This window comes from Sphingobacterium sp. HMA12 (assembly GCF_002933815.1).
GTDB lineage: Bacteria > Bacteroidota > Bacteroidia > Sphingobacteriales > Sphingobacteriaceae > Sphingobacterium.
Genome location: NZ_BEYR01000001.1, coordinates 3,012,337 through 3,025,829, shown reverse-complemented (window position 1 = coordinate 3,025,829; position 13,493 = coordinate 3,012,337). Strand labels below are relative to the sequence as shown.

The following is a 13,493-nucleotide window of genomic DNA, read 5'->3' as shown; positions in this document are numbered from 1 at the left end:
GATATTTGGAATTTTTAGAATTGGACAGAAAAAATGTGTCTTTTGTTGTCGAAACGATATTGGACCGTCCATCCTTGATATTGAGCGATTTCCAGCACAATCGCCAGTCCCAGTCCGCTTCCCAGTTTGTTTTTTGAAAGCTTGGAGAAGCGTTTGAATAGCATGTCCGAGTCGAGGGCGACTTCTCCCGGATTGCTGATTTCTAAATGGGTTTTGTTCAGTTGGATGGCGATCAAGTTATTTGATGGGCTATAACGAATGGCATTCAACAATAAATTGTTGATCAGGATCTCGGTCAGGCTGCTATTGCCGGTAGAGAGTACATCCGGCTGAATCTGTTTTTCAACTGTAAGCTGTTTTTGTTCAAAATGTTCGAGCATGGTCGCAATGGACTGTAATAACAGGCTGTCCAGCCGCAGTATCTCTGAATGCTCAAATTGACTATTGTCGATTTTTGCCAGCAAAAGGAGATTTCGGTTAATACGTGCACTCCGGCTCAGTGCCTTGTGCATATCTTCAATTTGTAGGTATTGTTCTGTAGTTAGGTTGGGTGACTGTAGTAGGATATCAAGTTTATTTTTGAGGATAGCCAGAGGAGTCTGCAATTCATGGGAGGCGTTTTCCGTAAATTCTTTTTGGGAGCGGTAAACAGCTACATTTTTTTTGAGCAATTTTTCCAAAGATTGATTCAGCTCATGGAACTCGATGGTATCGGTCTGTTGAAAGGTTATATGATGTTGACTGTTGAGGTTAAACGATTTTAATTTTTCGACAGTATCCCGAAAGGGGGCCCAAACTTTTGTCGATATCCTTCTTGAAAGGATCAGTAGCCCCAAAACAAGCATAATAAAGAAAAAGAGTGTGGTCGCTGCAATTGCGGCGATCGTCTCTATGGACTCTTCAATATTGGTTTCGACAGTAAAACGATAGGGGGCACCATTGATCTGCACCACCGTGGAGAGACATCGGAAACGATCTATATTTTCATGCGAAACATAAGATTTTTGTTTTTCTATCGTGTAAATACTGTCTTTGCCTGAATCGTTTGCCCCGGGCTTACGGATATCTGTGCTGGGCTGTATGCTATTCCAGATGGTGATGCTATGCTGCAATTTTTCGTCGGAAAGCCGTAGGCTGTTTAGTTCGAATGCCGTCTTTTCAACAATAATTTTATTGTGTTCATCTAGCTCGCTTTTCCAGATGCCGTCGATAACAACATAGTAAACGGGGACGCTAATGCCAAGTACGATCAACACATAGATTAGAAAGGGATTGGTTATTTTCCTGAGCAGTGGCTTCATATGCTGGTATCACTTTGATGTTCCCATTTGTACCCTGTACCGTATACCGTTTTTATATACGGATAGGTTCCGGCATCCTGCAGTTTTTTTTTGAGGTTTTTGACATGGGCATAGACGAAGTCGTGATTATCCAGCATATCGGCAATATCGCCCGATAAGTGTTCGGCCAAGGTGCTTTTGGAGATGACCCGGTTTTTGTTTCCGATAAAAAACATCAGCAGATCAAACTCTTTTTTTGTCAAGATCACAGGATGGTTGTTTGCAAGTACTGTTTTCGCTAGCAGGTTAATCTGTATTTCATTGATATTGACAATATTGGAGTTGTTGAATTGTTTCCGTCGCATCAAGGAATAGATCCTTGCGGCAAGTTCTGAAAGGTGAAATGGTTTGGTAAGATAATCGTCAGCGCCGAGCTGGAGTCCGGCAATTTTATCATCTAAGGCATTTTTTGCCGAGATAATAATGACACCATCTTGCTTGTTGTCTTTTTTCAGTTCTTCCAACAGGCGCAAACCATTGCCATCGGGTAGGCCGATATCGAGTAGGATGCAGTCGTACTGAAACAGCTGGATTTTATCCAATGCATCGTGCAGGGTGCTGGCAAACTCACATAAATACTGTTGCTCACAGAGGTATGTTGCTATACCTTCGGCCAGTTCTTCCTCGTCTTCGATGATCAGTATCTTCATGATGCTAAGATAAGCGTTGAAATTTGAAGAAATTTAGAATTTATCCTTTAAACCTACATAAATTCAACTTTATATGCAATGATAGGGGAAATCCATCACTTTTCATATTCTTGTCATAAGGCAAGCCTAACATACGCTAAATCAGCTAACTTTGAAATATAACCAGGTGCCCAGCACCTATAGATCAATGAGCGATGGATAAACCAAAATCAGCAAAATTAGAAGTCATTATTCCTGCGTATCGGATGCACAGTCAGAATTTTATCAATGTTCTGGATGGTATCACGGAGGAGCATGCACGTCAACGTATCAACGGGCAGACCAACCACATGGTGTGGATGGCCGGTAATTTTGTCAATGTACGTTATGGGATGGGATACGTCTTGGGGCTTCAGGATGAAGATCCCTACCACGACTTATTTTTTATGGGAAAAACTTTGGACGAAAAGTTTAATTATCCAAGTTTACAAGAATTGAAAGATAGTTTTTATGCCATTTCACCCAAAGTTTACCAGCGTCTATTAGAAGTGGACGATGCGGAATTGGCAGAAATTTTTAAAATTGACATGAACATTCCTTTTGTCGAGGAGAATAAGCTCAACTTTGTGGGGATGTGCATTGGACGGCAGGATTATCTCTGCGGCCAGATGGCATTGATGCGGCGTATATTCAATTATCCGGGCATGAAATACGAGATGAATGAAAATATGACCTATTAGGAATGAAACAGCCTAAGTGAACGTTTCGTGAAGACTGTGCTTCGCTTAGGCTGTTAACCGTTTTTTAGCTGAGATGTGTCAGAATCTCATCCATACGTTGGAGGGCAATAAACCGCTCGTGTTCTAAATTAATCTCATGCTGTTCATGTGTCCATGTGACGTGATAGGGAATGTGTACCCCAAAACCGCCGAGTTCGAGCACGGGAAGGATATCAGATTTGAGGGTATCGTCTGCATCAAAAGCGATGGTTGTTATCTTATTTTTCATTTGTGTAATTATTTGTCAATTTCGAAATATTCATTTGAACACTTCGAAATCGGTTCATTTAACTGTATAGCTATTTGTTTGTCATCTTTTTTTTAAACGGTATCCCTGATTCTGTGCGCTAGCTTATCCACTGATGGACTTCTTTTTCTGCTTGTTATTCGTGGCATCCATTCGTATACACGTCTCAGCCTGAATAAATCATGCTGGATTCAGCCATACTTTTGTATTTTTATGAAGCTAATTTCTCAAAAGCAAATCACTATTAAAAGGACATTTGTCCCAGATCGTTATGTTAAGAACAAATCAATCGTTTTTGGATCGTACGACAGCGCTTTACAGGCAGCAACAGCGGCAGGAAGATATTGTGATCAGAAAATATATCAAGGGGCAAAACGTATATCATCAAGGGATCGTATCTACCAAAGTCATGGTCATTAGTGAAGGGATAACGAAGTGTTATTTTACCGAAGCCAACGACAAGGAATATATCGTTGAGTTTCTTTCAGCCGGAGAAATTATTGGTGAGATCGAATGCATTCGTCCTATACCCAGCCTGTGCAGTATACAGGCGATGACCGATCTGACTGTGTATGCATTTTCCAAAGCATATTTTAGGATACTATTGGAAAGCGATATTACATGGAGCAATATGTTACTGGATGTTATGGCACAACGTATTGTGCATACCTCGAGCCGTGCGTCTTACCAGCAGTTATACAGCCTGGAACATAGTTTGCGCCGTTTATTGGAAATACAATCACGACAGAATATTGCAATTCAGAAAGAGGATATGGCTGCTTATCTAGGTATTTCAGTCAGAAGCCTCAATAGGGAGCTCAAGAAATTACTGTAATTATGGGAAAAGATCCATCCAGTCTTCTGAAAATAGATGTTGCTCAGAAGACTGGATGAATGGCTGCGTTATTCACTGCCTTTGATGGTGAAGATCACGCCGGAATAGTTATCGTGATCAGAACCTATATAAAGCAGGTCGACACTTTTTTTATTCGGTTCTTTGAGTTGTTCCAGAAATAGTTTATAGTTCATCCGCTCTATTTTTTCTTCCCAATCTGTTTCGGATTTCGGTTTGATGGAACTGATATTGTCCATCTCAAAAAGCGCTTTACTCGTTTCAAGTTGTTTGGAACGTTGAATAAATATTGTGTCAGCGACAATCTTATTAATTTTTATCCAGCCCGAAGGTAATCCGTTAATATTCCCACCGCTGCTGTTGGTAAAAAACGTTACACCATACAGTTGGCCGGCTTCCAGATGCTGTAGATTACTGAATAATTTTTCCTTTTCATTTTCACGTTGTTGGCCAGCGATTTTGTTTTTTACGCCATAAATGGCGGCCCAGATCAAGATAGCCGCAAATACGAAAATAAAACCTTTCCATAACTGAAAATAAGGGATCGGATATCCCTTTTTATAAGTCTTGATCTCTGCTTTTAGTTCGTCGGAGTAATTGCGGGCATGAATGAGTTGGCCGCGTTCATCATATAACCGTGAGATCTTGACAAGACCACCACCAAAGGGAAGGCCAAGGAATTTACGTGCAGGCGTAATAATCTGTAAAGTAAAAGTTCGGACTGAACTTTCATTCTTTAAGGTCGTTGTCACCGTCTTTTCGGCTAGTACAAAGTCGTAGATACTGTAAATAAATAACATAGTTGTTGTGATTTAAGCAAATGAAACAGCAGGATAGGCTGCTGTCCTAACAAAAACCTTTTGAGATAAAGGTGGATGGCAAATTTAAAAGAAAAAATAGAAAACTGGAAAAAGTAGGAACTTAAAACGGAGATTTGAGTATTGCCTAAAAAATGGGTAAATTGAAACCTTTTAAAACGATGTTTTTGACATAAAAACAAATAGAAATGCAGCACTTTAACATCAAGAACCTAAAACTCGTCTTATTTTTTATGTGTGTAACAAGCGGTGCGATGGGACAAAAAATCAATAAGTCCTTATTGGATAAAACCCTGTCCAACTATTATCCCAATGGAAATGAACCGGGAATCGTTGTCGCAATCAGTCAGCACGGAGAGATCCGTTACAAATATGCAGTAGGAATGGCAGATTTGAAAAGGAATCAAAAGATCACGGAAAAGACCCATTTTCGGATGGCTTCTGTCAGTAAGCAGGTGACAGCGCAGGCGATTTGTAGCCTATTTGACCAGGGGAAATTACATCCAACGGATCAATTAGGACTTTTTTTTAATAATTTACCGATGGCTCTGCGGGGTATAACCGTTGCTCAATTACTCCAGCACCGATCTGGGATCATGGACTATGAGGCATTGATACCCGAAGATCGAACAGCACAAGTGTCAGATCAGGATGTACTGGAGTATATCCGGCAGACAGATACGCTCTATTTCCCAATAGGGAGCCAATTCAGATATAGCAATACAGGTTATTGCCTACTGGCATTGATTGTGGAACAGGTGGCGAAGGAATCATTTACAACTTTTGTGAAAAAGAATTTATTTCAGCCGAATGGTATTGTGGAAGGAACCATCTATACGGCTGATGCGGACATCCCCAATCGGGCTTTGGGCTATCATCCTAAGGAGGATACCTTTGTGTTTGCAGATCAGAGTGTGACCAGTGCCACGCAAGGCGATGGAGGTGCCTACTTATCGGCAATCGAATATCATCAATGGGCCAATTTTTTACTTCATAAGCGTTTTCAGCAGGCCGGTATACGGGATTTGTTGGAAAAAGAGCGCTTTCAGGTAAAAGATGGTGTTTCCTACAATTTGGGCTGGTTTATCTATCCTTTCGATCAAAATACGGTATTCTTCCATTCTGGTGAATCAACGGGCTTCCATAATATCGTTTATTTAGACAAACGAAAAGAGCTTGTTGTCACCTTATTTAGCAATCGTGATGATCTTCGGATTGCAGAAGCATTTGACGCCCTGTTGGAGGAGATGAAACTGCGTAAACCAATGGATGAAAGTGGACAAAATGAACCGGTTTTTGGCTGGCTCAATGCGGTATATGCGAATTAACCTATCTTCTTGCTGAAAAAGCAAGACCGCCTATCCTTTTTGAAGGAATAGGCGATCTGCTATTAAGGCTGTTAAAGTGCCTGCTATTTCAAAAAGTCCGGAGCTTGATAGGCTGGATTGGGGTAAGTATAAAACCCTTCTCCGGTCGCAACCCCCAATTTATTCTTATCAATAAAATGTTCCTTGAGGTACGCTACAGTCTTTATTTTTAGAGGGTCTTCTGTGGCCTCGGCGGACATCTTGTTGATGTTGTATGCGGTGGTGATCCCGACGATATCTAAGATGCCGAATGGTCCTGTAGGTGCTCCTGTGGCCACCATCCAAGTTTTATCTATCGTCTCCACGTCTGCCACTTCATTGACCAAGAGGTCTGTAGCGGCCGAAAGTAAAGGGACCAACAAGGAGTTGACGATATAACCCGGTTGTTCTTTATTCAATGGAAGGGCCACCATGCCGATTGACTTCGCAAAATCAACTACTGCATCGAATATCTGGGGATCTGTGCCGGGATGCCCCATGATCTCTGCTGTATTATGTTTCCAGATTTCATTTGCAAAATGCAGGGCCAGAAATTTTGATGGTCTTTCAGTATCCTGCGCAAACTGACTGGGCAGCAGGGTCGAAGAGTTGGTCGCAAAAATGGTCTTCTCGGGGGCGACCTTCGCGAGCTCCTTATAGAAAGCAATTTTAATGGCCGGATTTTCGGGGACAGCTTCAATCAATAAGTCACTGTCTTGTACTGCTTGCGCTAAATCCGATGTATAGGATAAACGTTTGAAAGTCGCTTCCAGCTGTTCATCTGTTGCATGGAGATCTTGTCGGAAAGCTTTCTCCAGCATCCCAAATTTGGATTTAGCCTTTTCGAGCACTTCCTCATTGATATCGTACACAGTCACCTGATATCCATGGAAGGCGGTCTGAAAAGCAATCTGATAGCCTAACAACCCACTTCCTGCAATCGTTATATTTTTAAAATTCATGTTATTCTTTTTTATAAAACTTAATTGTTTACTGTCCAGGAGGCTAACTATCCTTTAATCCCTTTTAACCAATCTCTAAATTTGCCAACCTGCTCAGCGATAAAAGATTCATGATCTTCATTTTCTTCGTCCGCTCCGGGAAGAATATGTTCAAAATAAGATCCTTTCAGGATTTTACGCAATAAACCTTCTCCTATGAATGGTTTGTCGTCGTTCAATGTCCGTGCTGCTTTTAGCAAGTGACGGATATCATATTGTAAAGGATTGATATCTGGTACTTGTTTGTTGAGATTCAAGAGTTCGTACACGGCAATGCGTGCGGTTCTGACGGAGCTTTCCATGGTGAAGACGACGTCGTTGTTGGTTTCGACGAACTGTCCAACGAGACCAAGATTTTTACAGCCTTCAGGCACTACTCTTGGGCGGTCACCTTTCGCACGCGGCATAAACATGGAGGTGATATAAGGCATAAAAGTGGTACGAACAATCGTGTTTTTGATGACATCATCCAATTGGTCTATTATTCCAAGGTGATGACATAGTTCCGCTAAAATTTCATTTCCGGTACATTGGGGCATGGTCTTTTTAACATAATTTCCTTGCTTGTCCATAAATAGTGCATAGACCCAAAGTACAAGAACATCGTCGGGCTGACCGGGGAAGTGGGGTTGTCTGTTGCAGGTGAAACTCATTAGCCAATTGGAATCTGTAATTGTGATAATACCACCAGTGACTGTTTTTCCAGAGTAAGGGTCATTGACCGAATATCCTTTCAATTTTTCGATTAATGCTGAAGGTTTACAAGTCAGCGTAGCAGATTCCCATGCTGATTTTTCAATATTGCTACAGAATTTTTCTGGCTTACCGAAAATAGCTGACTTGGCGGCCAGATTTTTCCAAAGTTTCCAGCCGGCACTTTGTCCGCTTGTGCTATTGTCGATACCAATGATCGGTGCTTTGACATTATCACCATAGAAGGTATCTTCGGTCATTGAGCCGGTTGTGACAATTACAAAGTCATTTGAACTGAGGGGAATGCGTACTTCCTTGCCATCTTGTTCGGTAATGATACCTTCAACGGTTTTTCCCTCAGTATTGCTCTGTATGTCGAGATCCTTTACCAGCACATTGAACTGAATTTTAACGCCTTTATCTTGTAACACGCGACGCAATGGGGTGACGAAAGTATCATATTGATTGTATTTTGGAAATACAAGGGATGAAAGGTCATTTAATCCATCGATCGCATGAAGGAAACGATGCATGTATAGTTTCAATTCCAGTAAGCTATGCCAGTTTTCAAAAGCAAACATGGTGCGCCAAAAAGTCCAGAAATTACTGCTTAAGAAAGATTCACTGAAATAATCTTCAATCGTCAGGTCATCCAATTCTTCTTTCTTTTTCAGTAGGAGCTTGATGATCGCCAGTTGATCTTTTTTGGCCAGTCCAAATTTGCTGAAATCTTTTATTTCACCAAGATTGTGGATAAGCCGTGCTTTTGAATAGTTGGAATCGTTGTCGTTGATCAATCTATATTCGTCGAGTACAGTATAAGGAGCGGGCATTTCCAAGGCTGGAATATCCTGAAACATATCCCATAGATTTTCATAGGTCATGTCCATTTCACGTCCACCCCGAATGACATAGCCATCTTTAGCATTGCCAGCGCCATCCAGGGATCCACCTTCAACATGTAATTGCTCCAAAAAGGTGATATTTTCAGCTGGCACATGTCCGTCACGGATGAAATAGTATGCAGCTGACATGCCGGCGATCCCACTACCGACTATGTAGATTTTACTGTCCTTATAGGATTTGGTCGGGATTCCCTTGTTACGTTGATAGTTTCCTATTTGATCTGAAAAAGGCATAGCCTTTTTGGGGGTATTGCGTTGTTGTTCTGTACTTGAATCGGGTTCATGATTTACATTTCCATATTCAGCAGATGCATTTAATACTTTGTCGAATTTTGAGGTGATTTCTTTCATGATTCTTATTGTTTTTAATTCTTGAGTAAAGTTAGTCATACTCCTTAGATCATTTATGCCCTCAAATTCGCCATTGTTCTACCGAATTTCCTTTTTTTACATATTTTGTCTTTTCCGATATTCAGAAGGCGATAACATGGAGTATTTCTTGAAAAACCGGCCAAAAGCAGAGATCGAATTGAAACCTATTGTGTAGGCAATATCGGAAATGGTCTTTTCAGGATTTCCAAGTAGTGCATAGGCTTCTTTGAGTAAATTTTCGTCTATGATTTCATGCGGGGTCTTCCCAGATGCTTTCTTAACAATACTAATCAAGTATTTGTTTGAAATAAATAACCGGTCAGCGTAATATTTAACATCTTTGTATTGACTGCAATGCAACTGTACCAGTTCTGTGAACTTAAAAAAAAGACTGTTTGCTTCCTGAATTGTCTCAACAGCATCTTGATCCTCCACAGCCAGAACATCAGCTATTTCGAGCAGTAGATTAAATATTATGGTGCGAATAATGTCAGGGGTAAAACGTGTTGTCCGGAGGGTTACCTCGCTCAGGTATTCGAGAAGCTTTAATAGTTTTTCGACTAGTTTTGCCGTCCTGGGGATAATGGCAAAGGTCGATTTATTGAACAACCCCAGTTTTTCGATGAAAAACGGATTGGCAATATTTTTTAGTAGAAATAACTTGTCAAAGAAAAGCAGTTTCATTCTGAAATCCTTACTGACCGCTGTGAATTTAATGATAGTGGATGGGGCTGAAACAAGTAAGCTATGCTGGGCTAATGTATGTTCCTGATTGTCTATTTCTACTTTAATTGTCCCGGCAGTACAAATGCATATAGCATAAAAATCGATACGAAATGAATTTCTGGGGTACTCAAAAAGCGGATTGCCAGAGGAGATATAATAGGGACGATTACAATCTACACCAAAGAAAGATAGGGTATCCTGCAGACTATCGTGGGTATTTGAATTGATCTTGATGCGAAACTTCATATACGTGTATTTTGATGTGCATTGGTTTCTGTCCTTTCAAGGAAATGAAATAGTGGCTACGACCGTTTCAAAATGAGTTTTTCCGTGGCTATATCATTTTCTATACCAATGAAGTAACGTTGAAATCCAAATTTTATCAGTAATTGCCTGGAAGCAACATTGTTCGGATCAATTATACCCACAACATCTTTATTTGCATCGATATGTTTAGCCATTGCCAGCATAGATTCGCAGATTTTCGTGCCGAGGCCCTTGCGCCAAAATTCCTTTTGAAGCAAATAGCCGATTTCAAAAACTGTTGGATCTTTTTTATAATTGACCAATTTGCAGTCGCCTAAAAATAATTGGCTCTCGGAATCGATCACCTTAAAATAACCCAACAATGGATCTGTATTGATGTCGAGGATAGAAGTGAATTTTTTTTCGGCTTTTTTGGGCGTTAGTCCTTTACCTGAAATATATTTCATGATCTCATCCTCTTTGACAAGTTCTTTAAATAACGTGAAATCTTCAGGGGTATATTTTTTGAATTCTAGTGTGCTGTACATGGCTAATGTGTCGTTGTACACAAGATAAGGTTGTTTTTCTATTAAATCAAACTGTTTCGGTTCAAATCATCATTTTTATGTCTAATTTGTGATTGCCCCGATTAAGCTATCGGAATTTAAGCTACATTGTCATTACGCAATAAATACAGAAATTTATTTCCAATAATAGGTTGGAATAATCAATGCAAACAGGAACATATTTAATTCGAGAAACAATGAAGATAGCAGGATTATATGAAACCCATATTCAGGTACGTAATCTGGAGGAGTCTGTCAATTTTTATACGAAGGTACTTGGCCTGCGGATTGCACACCGTGATCCCAATCGACCTATCGTCTTTTTGTGGGTTGGTACAGGTAAGGAGTATATGTTGGGACTTTGGCAGGAGGAAGCAAATTTTCAACCGCGGCATTTTGCTTTTAGAGCCAGTAAAGAAGATATCTTGAATTACGCAATAGACTATCTCAAGGAACGGGATTTACAGCCTTATAATTTTTTGAAAGATGGGGTTGAAAAACCGATGGTATTTGGCTGGATGCCAGCGCTAGCAATTTATTTTAACGATCCTGATGGAAACCAGCTCGAATTTATTGCCCTACTGGAAGGGGAGGGGCGCGCAGAACTGGGCGTAATGTCTTATGAGGAGTGGTAAAAGCAGCGGTAAAAAAATAAGCGGCTATTTACTTGCCGCTTATTTTTTACGAAGCAACTGTTCACTGGACGGTCTTGAATGGATCAGGATTCGTAGTTAATATTTTGATAATCTGGCAATGGCTTCGTCACGGGAGGCAACAAAGTTGATCTTACGTCCCTTATTGCTTTCATAGATGAAATCATTTAGACTCTTACTGTTATAGACAGAGAAATCGCCAACAATAGCGATGTCAAAATCGTACTGCGTATATTTTTGAAGAATATCCCCGGCCAGCTTGGTTTTGAGTTCAAAAAAATCAGCCGAAATATTTTCTTGGTATAAGATCGCTTTATATGCTTCTTGTGCAGCACAGTCGATCATAATCTGTAAGCCGTCATCGAGATTGTTGATAAGTATGCTCGAGTCTTTTACCTCAGCAATATGTTGATCGTTTATTTTAAAAATGTCGATTTTCATGTTTTTTTTGAAATAGTGATTGTGCATGTTCTAGTCCGATAGACGGATTGAAATAGATCATTGGACTATGCTTATCCGGCAAAATCTTTCAGCATATCGATGGATGGACAGAAGTACAGTGTTCCGCTCTGGGCTGTACTAAAGTCCAGGATACGGTCATAATTACCTTCAGGTTCACCTATAAACATGCGCTTTAACATCTGTGTCACGGTACTGAATTTGCTGGCATAAGCAATAAAGTAGGTGCCCATCTGATTATTGGCGATATTGCCAAAAGGCATATTGTCCCTGACGATTTTAAGTTCGTCGCCTACATTGGCTAAGGCTGAATGCGAATTGGCCGGTTTGACATCATCGGTCATTTCAATATCGTTGGTTTTACTTCGCCCAATAACTTTTTCTTGTTCGGATACTGGTAAGGCCCGCCAACTGTTGATGTCATGGATGTACTTTTGAACAAAAAGATAGCTGCCACCTTTATAGGCTTGATCTTCATCGCCAATGATACCAAAGAAAGCACGGTCTTCACCTGTCGGGTTTTCGGTGCCGTCGACAAAACCTAAGATACTTCTTCCGTCCCAATAGCGAAAGCCGTGGATTTCTTCCTTGCACTCGGCAACTGACGCCAGGGCATTGGAAATTTCAGCGGCCATATCGATGCAGTAGCTTTGGTCATCAGCTCGAATATGAAAATGGAGGTCACCTGGGGTCGCTACAGCGACATGTTTTTGTCCCACAATGGGCTCAAAAGGAACCAATTCTTTTGGTAATGGCTCCTGTAACGCTAATTTTTTCCAAGCGTGGTAACTGATTCCCATAACGACACTCGCTTTTATGGCTTTTGAACGTACCTGGGCTGAATTATTCAGGTTGATCACCAAAGCACATATCCGTTGAAACGTTGATTCCAGTTCTTTATTTTCATGAAAATTCCATACCATAAAAACGGTATTGTTGCTTGGTGAATCGATAACATTCTGTGCTTGATTGTTCATAAAATATTGTGTTGATACGACATTGTCAATAGGACTAAGCTACAAATAAAATTATTTCTAATTATTCTGCTGAGGTTGTTTTTTTGTATAATGACTGGATTTCTTCGATCACTAAAGCCGGATTATCGTAAAAGATGTGATGTTGGGCGTTCGGCTCCAAGATATACTTTCTGTTGCCCTTTTCGTCTGCAAACTTTTTTAATGCGGCAACACATTTACTTCTATCCGGTTCTTCAAAAGGGGTAATGCCTGAGCCAATAATTGTCATTGGTATAGTCGCATGTGGCGCTACTTCATGTAAAATGGCTGTTGAATTCTCATAATTCATCGTCAAATGATAGAATCCCAAACTCTCTTTTTTGATCTCCTGAAGTCGGTCGGCATATTCTATCTTTAATGATTTTCCACGCTCCATTGTCATAAAATAAGGCGAGACAATATCTATCATCACTGCCCCAAGTACCTGACCCTTGTTTTCATCGGCAAATTTCAGCGTATAATTACCGCCAAAGGAATGTGCAACAAAGAAATATTGGTCGTTATACCCCAATTTATTTAGCGCCCTTTTTAGATCAGCGACTTCAGTCGATAGATTGACATTTACAGTATCTATACCACTTTTTCCGAAACCCGCCCGATCGTAGGTGATTAATGGTACACTTAATCTGGCTGATAGCGGCGCTAATAGCTGCTGCCATACAGAGGCATCGTTTCCAGCTCCTGATTCAAAGATGATGGGAACACCTTGCCCTTCCGTAATATTAAAATGTAAGCTATGCTGACCAACGCTGATCGTCGTATCTTTGGATTGGGCAAACAAGTCAAAAGCGGATAATAACAGGAAAATAGAAAAGAAAGCTGGGCGTATGCGGATCATATTGAA

The 13,493-nt window shown here is 40.5% G+C and carries 15 protein-coding genes; 4 read left to right on the top strand and 11 right to left on the bottom strand.

The genetic code is table 11. The annotated features are described in order from the left end of the window. Positions 1 to 14 precede the first annotated feature (14 nt). Together HMAT_RS13030 and HMAT_RS13025 are read right to left on the bottom strand one after the other, a co-directional pair. Complete coding sequence (locus HMAT_RS13030) at positions 15 to 1,301, bottom strand: HAMP domain-containing sensor histidine kinase (protein WP_104383106.1); 1,287 nt, start codon at positions 1,299 to 1,301, stop codon at positions 15 to 17. Beyond that, a complete protein-coding gene (locus tag HMAT_RS13025; protein WP_104383105.1) occupies positions 1,298 to 1,990 on the bottom strand; it encodes a response regulator transcription factor in 693 nt (230 codons plus the stop codon). Before HMAT_RS13025 ends, HMAT_RS13030 begins: the two co-directional genes overlap by 4 nt. Before the next feature lie 194 nt (positions 1,991 to 2,184). Between HMAT_RS13025 and HMAT_RS13020 the strand changes: the two genes are divergently transcribed. Continuing rightward, positions 2,185 to 2,709, top strand: coding sequence for a hypothetical protein (locus HMAT_RS13020; protein ID WP_104383104.1), 525 nt, complete (start codon positions 2,185 to 2,187; stop codon positions 2,707 to 2,709). Positions 2,710 to 2,773: 64 nt separating this feature from the next. On the opposite strand, the gene HMAT_RS13015 is transcribed toward HMAT_RS13020, so the two are convergent. Beyond that, positions 2,774 to 2,977, bottom strand: coding sequence for a hypothetical protein (locus HMAT_RS13015; RefSeq protein WP_199768618.1), 204 nt, complete (start codon positions 2,975 to 2,977; stop codon positions 2,774 to 2,776). Between the two features lie 289 nt (positions 2,978 to 3,266). Between HMAT_RS13015 and HMAT_RS13010 the strand changes: the two genes are divergently transcribed. Beyond that, on the top strand, positions 3,267 to 3,830 hold the full coding sequence (locus tag HMAT_RS13010) for a Crp/Fnr family transcriptional regulator (protein WP_104383103.1): 564 nt from the start codon (positions 3,267 to 3,269) through the stop codon (positions 3,828 to 3,830). Between the two features lie 68 nt (positions 3,831 to 3,898). On the opposite strand, the gene HMAT_RS13005 is transcribed toward HMAT_RS13010, so the two are convergent. Then, positions 3,899 to 4,648: a hypothetical protein gene (locus HMAT_RS13005; protein ID WP_104383102.1), complete on the bottom strand. Its 750-nt coding sequence runs from the start codon at positions 4,646 to 4,648 to the stop codon at positions 3,899 to 3,901. A gap of 206 nt (positions 4,649 to 4,854) precedes the next feature. Between HMAT_RS13005 and HMAT_RS13000 the strand changes: the two genes are divergently transcribed. Further along, complete coding sequence (locus tag HMAT_RS13000) at positions 4,855 to 5,994, top strand: serine hydrolase (RefSeq protein ID WP_104383101.1); 1,140 nt, start codon at positions 4,855 to 4,857, stop codon at positions 5,992 to 5,994. Between the two features lie 83 nt (positions 5,995 to 6,077). Here the strand turns inward: HMAT_RS13000 and HMAT_RS12995 are convergent, their stop codons facing one another. From HMAT_RS12995 to HMAT_RS12980, 4 genes are all read right to left on the bottom strand, one after another. After that, complete coding sequence (locus HMAT_RS12995; protein ID WP_104383100.1) at positions 6,078 to 6,974, bottom strand: 3-hydroxyacyl-CoA dehydrogenase; 897 nt, start codon at positions 6,972 to 6,974, stop codon at positions 6,078 to 6,080. Between the two features lie 47 nt (positions 6,975 to 7,021). Further along, entirely contained in the window at positions 7,022 to 8,962 is a 1,941-nt protein-coding gene (locus HMAT_RS12990) for an oleate hydratase (protein ID WP_104383099.1), read from the bottom strand. Positions 8,963 to 9,058: 96 nt separating this feature from the next. Next, a complete protein-coding gene (locus HMAT_RS12985) occupies positions 9,059 to 9,955 on the bottom strand; it encodes an AraC family transcriptional regulator (RefSeq protein WP_104383098.1) in 897 nt (298 codons plus the stop codon). Positions 9,956 to 10,011: 56 nt separating this feature from the next. Beyond that, positions 10,012 to 10,524 (bottom strand): GNAT family N-acetyltransferase, encoded by a 513-nt coding sequence (locus HMAT_RS12980; RefSeq protein WP_199768617.1) that lies wholly within the window; start codon positions 10,522 to 10,524, stop codon positions 10,012 to 10,014. A 194-nt stretch (positions 10,525 to 10,718) separates the two neighbouring features. Here HMAT_RS12980 and HMAT_RS12975 point away from each other — a divergent pair, with 194 nt between their 5' ends. Beyond that, positions 10,719 to 11,156, top strand: coding sequence for a VOC family protein (locus HMAT_RS12975; protein ID WP_104383428.1), 438 nt, complete (start codon positions 10,719 to 10,721; stop codon positions 11,154 to 11,156). Between the two features lie 96 nt (positions 11,157 to 11,252). Here the strand turns inward: HMAT_RS12975 and HMAT_RS12970 are convergent, their stop codons facing one another. From HMAT_RS12970 to HMAT_RS12960, 3 genes are all read right to left on the bottom strand, one after another. Beyond that, the gene (locus HMAT_RS12970; protein ID WP_104383427.1) at positions 11,253 to 11,615 is read right to left on the bottom strand and encodes a DUF4180 domain-containing protein; all 363 of its coding nucleotides are present in this window, start codon (positions 11,613 to 11,615) and stop codon (positions 11,253 to 11,255) included. 71 nt (positions 11,616 to 11,686) lie between these two features. Beyond that, entirely contained in the window at positions 11,687 to 12,610 is a 924-nt protein-coding gene (locus HMAT_RS12965; RefSeq protein WP_104383096.1) for a Dyp-type peroxidase, read from the bottom strand. 61 nt (positions 12,611 to 12,671) lie between these two features. Next, positions 12,672 to 13,487 (bottom strand): alpha/beta fold hydrolase, encoded by an 816-nt coding sequence (locus tag HMAT_RS12960; protein ID WP_104383095.1) that lies wholly within the window; start codon positions 13,485 to 13,487, stop codon positions 12,672 to 12,674. Positions 13,488 to 13,493: the final 6 nt, after the last annotated feature.

Coding starts and splice junctions, on each gene's coding strand:
- HMAT_RS13030 (WP_104383106.1), bottom strand. CDS start 1,301: ATGAAGCCACTGCTCAGGAAAATAACCAATCCCTTTCTAATCTATGTG.
- HMAT_RS13025 (WP_104383105.1), bottom strand. CDS start 1,990: ATGAAGATACTGATCATCGAAGACGAGGAAGAACTGGCCGAAGGTATA.
- HMAT_RS13020 (WP_104383104.1), top strand. CDS start 2,185: ATGGATAAACCAAAATCAGCAAAATTAGAAGTCATTATTCCTGCGTAT.
- HMAT_RS13015 (WP_199768618.1), bottom strand. CDS start 2,977: ATGAAAAATAAGATAACAACCATCGCTTTTGATGCAGACGATACCCTC.
- HMAT_RS13010 (WP_104383103.1), top strand. CDS start 3,267: ATGTTAAGAACAAATCAATCGTTTTTGGATCGTACGACAGCGCTTTAC.
- HMAT_RS13005 (WP_104383102.1), bottom strand. CDS start 4,648: ATGTTATTTATTTACAGTATCTACGACTTTGTACTAGCCGAAAAGACG.
- HMAT_RS13000 (WP_104383101.1), top strand. CDS start 4,855: ATGCAGCACTTTAACATCAAGAACCTAAAACTCGTCTTATTTTTTATG.
- HMAT_RS12995 (WP_104383100.1), bottom strand. CDS start 6,974: ATGAATTTTAAAAATATAACGATTGCAGGAAGTGGGTTGTTAGGCTAT.
- HMAT_RS12990 (WP_104383099.1), bottom strand. CDS start 8,962: ATGAAAGAAATCACCTCAAAATTCGACAAAGTATTAAATGCATCTGCT.
- HMAT_RS12985 (WP_104383098.1), bottom strand. CDS start 9,955: ATGAAGTTTCGCATCAAGATCAATTCAAATACCCACGATAGTCTGCAG.
- HMAT_RS12975 (WP_104383428.1), top strand. CDS start 10,719: ATGAAGATAGCAGGATTATATGAAACCCATATTCAGGTACGTAATCTG.
- HMAT_RS12970 (WP_104383427.1), bottom strand. CDS start 11,615: ATGAAAATCGACATTTTTAAAATAAACGATCAACATATTGCTGAGGTA.
- HMAT_RS12965 (WP_104383096.1), bottom strand. CDS start 12,610: ATGAACAATCAAGCACAGAATGTTATCGATTCACCAAGCAACAATACC.
- HMAT_RS12960 (WP_104383095.1), bottom strand. CDS start 13,487: ATGATCCGCATACGCCCAGCTTTCTTTTCTATTTTCCTGTTATTATCC.